The organism is Methylomonas sp. BG-2 (genome assembly GCF_057766305.1).
The window spans coordinates 1-5053 of the sequence record NZ_JBYMAP010000271.1 but is presented as its reverse complement, the minus strand read 5'-3'; the positions used below and the strand labels follow the sequence as shown (position 1 = coordinate 5053).

General features: G+C 61.6%; 3 protein-coding genes and 1 pseudogene. 2 read left to right on the top strand and 2 right to left on the bottom strand.

Annotated elements, in window-relative coordinates; translation table 11 throughout:
• A pseudogene (locus AC3B8H_RS18470) lies at positions 1-2556 on the bottom strand (hypothetical protein); the annotation flags it as partial.
• Positions 2557-2692: 136 nt separating this feature from the next.
• Here AC3B8H_RS18470 and AC3B8H_RS18465 point away from each other — a divergent pair.
• Positions 2693-4168 carry a RimK family ATP-grasp domain-containing protein gene (locus AC3B8H_RS18465; protein WP_488443000.1) on the top strand — a complete coding sequence of 492 codons (1476 nt, stop codon included), beginning with the start codon at positions 2693-2695 and terminating at the stop codon, positions 4166-4168.
• A gap of 86 nt (positions 4169-4254) precedes the next feature.
• Here the strand turns inward: AC3B8H_RS18465 and tssJ are convergent, their stop codons facing one another.
• Positions 4255-4764, bottom strand: a complete 510-nt coding sequence (gene tssJ, locus AC3B8H_RS18460) for a type VI secretion system lipoprotein TssJ (RefSeq protein ID WP_488442999.1) — start codon at positions 4762-4764, stop codon at positions 4255-4257.
• On the opposite strand from tssJ, the gene AC3B8H_RS18455 reads away from it, so the two are divergent.
• The coding region (locus AC3B8H_RS18455; protein ID WP_488442998.1) for a hypothetical protein at positions 4754-5053 on the top strand (300 nt) is incomplete at its 3' end. The genes tssJ and AC3B8H_RS18455 overlap by 11 nt on opposite strands.

Here is a 5053-nt window from a genome sequence, read left to right as displayed (position 1 = left end):
AACGCCGCCGATTGTCCAGCCTTCGGCCTTTAACGCGACATGGCGCGGCGGTAAAGGCAGGGCTAGCGCGAACTTGTCCAGGTCGGCATAGCGGCCCTGCAGTCTGAAAACATGCACGCCGGCCGGCGCTAATACCCTCAAACCGCCGTCATCGAGGCGAATCGCCGCGCGGGCGGGGCTGCCGTCCAGATCGATGCGTTCAGGAAACCAGATGCCCAGTTTGGCCGGCAACGGCACGGCGACTTCGCGATCGGCGGCAACTTGCAAGTCCAGCGTCAAGGCTTCTGGATGGGCCAGAACCTTTAGTTCGGTGATCTGCGCGCACTGCGGGACGCAGGCCGGCGCCTCCAGCAGGCGGGTTTTCAGTTGTTCCAGCATGGCCTGATCCGGCCAATCCGCGGCATGGACCGGTGGGTGGGGTGCGATTAGTAGAATCAAGATCAATGAGACGGTCGAGCCTTTGCCCGGGCGCCAAGCGGGCAGCGTGAATCCGGCCAGACGCAGCGCCAACAAGGCCGCGATCGCCGTTTGCAGCAGGCGCAGCAACGCGGTGGCCCACGGCGGCAGGTACCAGAAGCGCAAGCGTTCCGCGCTATCGACCGGGCCGTTCCAGTTCAACCGGACTCGTTGCCAATGCCAATTCGGCAAACCGGGTCCGGTTTGCAGGTTGGCGTCCGGATCAATCCGGTCCAGATTGGTGGTGGACCCGCTTGGCGCCGACATCGGCAAGGCCTTTTGCAAGTATTCGCGCTTAAATTCTTGCGGAGCTTCGTCGTCGGCGGTTTCGGCCAGCTCGGCGGTCGCCGCGTCGGTGCCGGCCGGAGCCACGGAGTATCCGAAATCATCGAAGGCCGCCGGCTCGGCCAATTGGGGATACAGGGCCGCGCGCAATTGATCGATCGCGAACGGGACCGCGACAATCAGCAGCGCCGCCAAGCTGGCGCCGCGATACCAGGTCAGCCAACGCGCCAAGCGTCCTGCCGGCGCCACCCGCAACAAGCCGGTGACGGCCAGGCCGTTCAGCCACAGCCAGCGCGGCGCGTCGGCCTCGTGCCAGATCAGTGCCAAACCGAGTAAGGCCAAGCCGCCCCAAGCCGGCGACCACAGCCGACCGGCCGCGATCGCGGCCAACGCGACCAGAAACAAGTCCAGCAAGGTCCAGCGCGCCAGCCAGGTGTCCGAGGTGTTGTCGACGCCGGTCACGGCCAGCAGTCGCCAACCCGGCGGCAGGTTGAGTTCGGCGCGCAGAGACTGAAAACGTTGTTGCCAGCCGCCGGCGTCAATTGCGGCGATGCCGTTTTCGATGCGACTGTCGGCGCTGAGCTCGATTGCGCCGCGCCGGACTTCGATGCCGTCGGATTGATCGAGCCGAGTCAATAGTTGGTTTTGGCCGTTCAATTGCACTTGGCCGAGTCGGGTTTCCGGCAGCGCGTTCAACCGCCAATCCCGGTTCATTGTGCCGCTGATCTTGTCGTTAACGGTATAGCCGCCGCCGTCGAAATCCAGCCACAGCGTCCGGAGCAGCGTGAGTCGATTCGGTTCCGGCTCGGGATCGCCCCGGCGCAACGTATTGAAATGCAAATGCTGCCCCACCGCGACTTGATAGGTCGGCAAGTGCCGCCAATCTTCGGGTAAATTGGTTTGGCTGCCGTCGATCGCCGGCAGATTGTCGATTTCTACCAGCCGCAGCGCCGGCATCGCTTGAAAGGTCCACAGTTCGGCGATCGGCCAGGCCGCGTCGCCGGCCGGTAGGGCCAGTTCCTCGACCGGTCCGGGATGGCGGGCGAGTAATTCGACGCGCCAGCGGCCCGGCCGCAGTTGCAGCCAGAGCCGGCCTTCTCCGTCCAGCCGGGCCGGCAACGGACTGGTCAGATCGACCGGAATCAGGCCGGGCAGCAAGGCCAGCGGCAGCGCGACCTCCCTGGCGGCGCCGGACACTTCCAGATCTAGGCGCGTGGCGACTTGCAAAGGGAGGTCGTCGATGATTTGCCGGAACACTTGCAAGTCCAAGCGGTCCTGGCCGGTGCCGCCGGCATCGGCGCGCGGCCAGACCGCGCCTTGCTCGATAGTTGGGTAAGGTACGGCGAGTCCGGCCACGCTGAGTTGTAGCGGTCCCGGAGCCTCCGGTAGCGCCAACTGTTCGGGCAGTTGTTGCCAGCGAAACTCGCCGGCGATCCGGTAGTGTCCGGCCGGCAGATACACCGCCGGCTTGCCGTTACGCAGCAACACCGGCAAGGCTTGCCGATCGGCACTTACCGCTTGCGGCCAGTGGCGTTCGTCGCCGGGTAGTTCCAACCAGTCGCGGCGATACAAGGTCCAGTCGCCGGAAAAACGGCCGCCGTCGTTTTCCAGTTGCAATTGCAACGGCCCCGGCCAGACGCAATGCTTGGTTTGAAAGTCGTCGTGGCCGAACGGACAGCCGTGTTCGGGCTGGTCGTGCAGCACCCACTCCGCCCAGGGTGCCAACGGCGCCGGTAGCGCATCCGGTGGGGCGGCTCCGGCCGTAGGCCAGAACCAGATTCCGCAACAAAACATCACCCACATCAAACGCCGCATTCTTACCTCCCGAATCAATTTCCGCTCAAGCGCCGGTCACGGCGTCATTATGCGGCATGGATTGGTGCTTGTGAAAATCCGCGGTCGGTTCCAGAATGCCGGGCTTATTTCCACTCTCCGCAAGGCAAATTCCGCGATGGCAAGTACGCTACTGGTAGTCGACGACCTTTCCGACTGGGGGCCTTATTATCCCAGCGAACACGTCATCACTTTCGAAACCTATCTGGCGACCGCGCACGCCGATCCGGATCGGCGAATGAGGATCATCAATTTGTGCGGTGATTACGCCTATTTGTCCGACGGCTATTACTGTTCGTTGCTGGCGGAGGCGCGCAATCACCACGTGATTCCATCGGTAAAAGTCATCAACGACTTGGGCAAGAACGCCTTGTACCGCCTGCAATTGCAAGACTTTACCGAGCCCCTGCTGCGGGCGTTCAAGAAGCGGAACAAGGACGGCGAGTTGGTGCTGTACAGCTATTTCGGCACGACGCCGGAGCCGGCGTTTCAAGAGTTGGCGCGCTTGTTGTTCGAGCGCTTTCCCTGCCCGATTCTCAAGGTCACGCTCCGCCCGCAACAGCAATGGGAAATCACCGATTTGACCGCGGTATCGCCGCGCCAGTTGAACGACGACATGCAAACCTTTTTCGCTGACGCGCTGGACAAATTCAGCAAGAAAGTCTGGCGCAAGAGCCGGGCCCGCAAGGCGGCGCGATTCGATCTGGCGGTGTTGATCAACCCGGCCGAAACCCTGCCGCCCAGCAATCGCGGCGCGTTGAAGAAATTTATCCACGTCGGGCGGCGGATGGGCATCGACGTGGAATTGATTACCCAGAACCATTACGGCCGGATTCCCGAGTTCGACGGCCTGTTCATCCGCGAAACCACCGCGATAGACCACCACACTTACCGCTTCGCGAAAAAAGCCGAGGCCGAGGGCTTGGTCGTGATCGACGATCCCAACTCCATCTTGCGCTGCGCCAACAAGGTGTATTTGGCCGATTTGTTCCGTACCCACCGCGTGCCGTCGCCGCGCACCTGGATTTTGCACAAGGGCAATGCCGCGCATCTGGACCAATTGGAAGTCGCCGCCGGCTTTCCGGTGGTAATCAAGATTCCGGACGGTTCGTTTTCGCGGGGTATCGTCAAGGTGAATAACCGGGCGGAACTGGAGCAAAAAGTCGCCGAGTTGTTCCAGCAATCGGCGTTGCTACTGGCGCAGGAGTTTTTGTATACCGATTTCGACTGGCGGATCGGCGTGTTCAACCACAAGGCCTTATACGCCTGCCGTTATTTCATGGTGAAAAACCATTGGCAGATTTACCGGCACGGCGCCAATCGCACCGATAGCGGCAGTTTCGCGACGTTGCCGACCTTCGAGGTGCCGAGGGCGGTGCTGGAGGCGGCGTTGAAAGCCACTCAGCCGATAGGCAACGGTTTATACGGCGTGGACGTCAAGGAAGTGGGCGGCAAGGGTTACGTCATCGAGGTCAATGACAACCCCAGCATCGACAGCGGCGTCGAGGACCAGTATCTGGGCGAGGAACTCTACCGAGCGATCATGGCGGAGTTTCTGAGGCGGATGGAAAACCGCGGCAAGGGTTCGGCGTGAAAGCCAGGCCGGCCCAATTTGGCTCGGGCCGGCCAGCTCGCGAAACGCGGCTTAAAATTCAAGGGGAGGGTGGTCGTCCGCGCAAATTAATCCGCCGGCTTGACGGCTAGCGCGGGCGGCGGCTCGGCGGACGCATCGGCGGCCAATGTATTCCCCTTGATTTTCAAGGTCACCGTGTTGTTTTGATGCGCGACTACTGGCGCGACCGCGCGCCATTGCGCATTATCCAGCTTGCGAAAGGCCGCGAAAAAACCCAGAGAACGCGTGTCGGCGGCGGGTTCGATATGTATTGCTTTGTTTTCGCCGGGTTTGATCAGCAACTCCTGCTTACGGACCAAATCGGCGGCCAGCGTGGCCTGCTCTTTGTCGAACAGTGCAAAAAAGTCGGCACCATTGAACGAGCTTTGTTCGCGCAACTCGTAAACCCGCAGCAAAACCGGGGCGGCCTTGCCGTCGGTATCGGGGTTGATCATCGGCGCGCTTTCGATCTTCAGATCGACCTGAGTCGGCGGTAACGGCGCCGGTTGCTCGGGGGTTTCGGCGCATCCGAGCATTAGGAGCAAGGGAAGCTGGGGTAACAGTCTGGTGAACCACATATCGCATTTCTCATCAGTGTTGGAAGAGGCGAACGCCGTGAGCACGGCGTTAAGCTTTGCGGACAGTATAGCCCCATCCGCCGTTTCATTGGGGATCAAGCGTTGGGGCCGGCAACCTGAATTGGGCAACGAAAAGAGTTCGGCAACGGCCGGCAATCACGGCAAACTGGTGGAAACTCAAACGGCCGTTTGGCAACCGTTTGGAGAAAGGATAAGTTCGCCGTTAAGGTTCGGGCCGGGGAGAATGAATGTCTCCACGCGGCGCCGTGCCGGTGACTGGCGTCGGAAT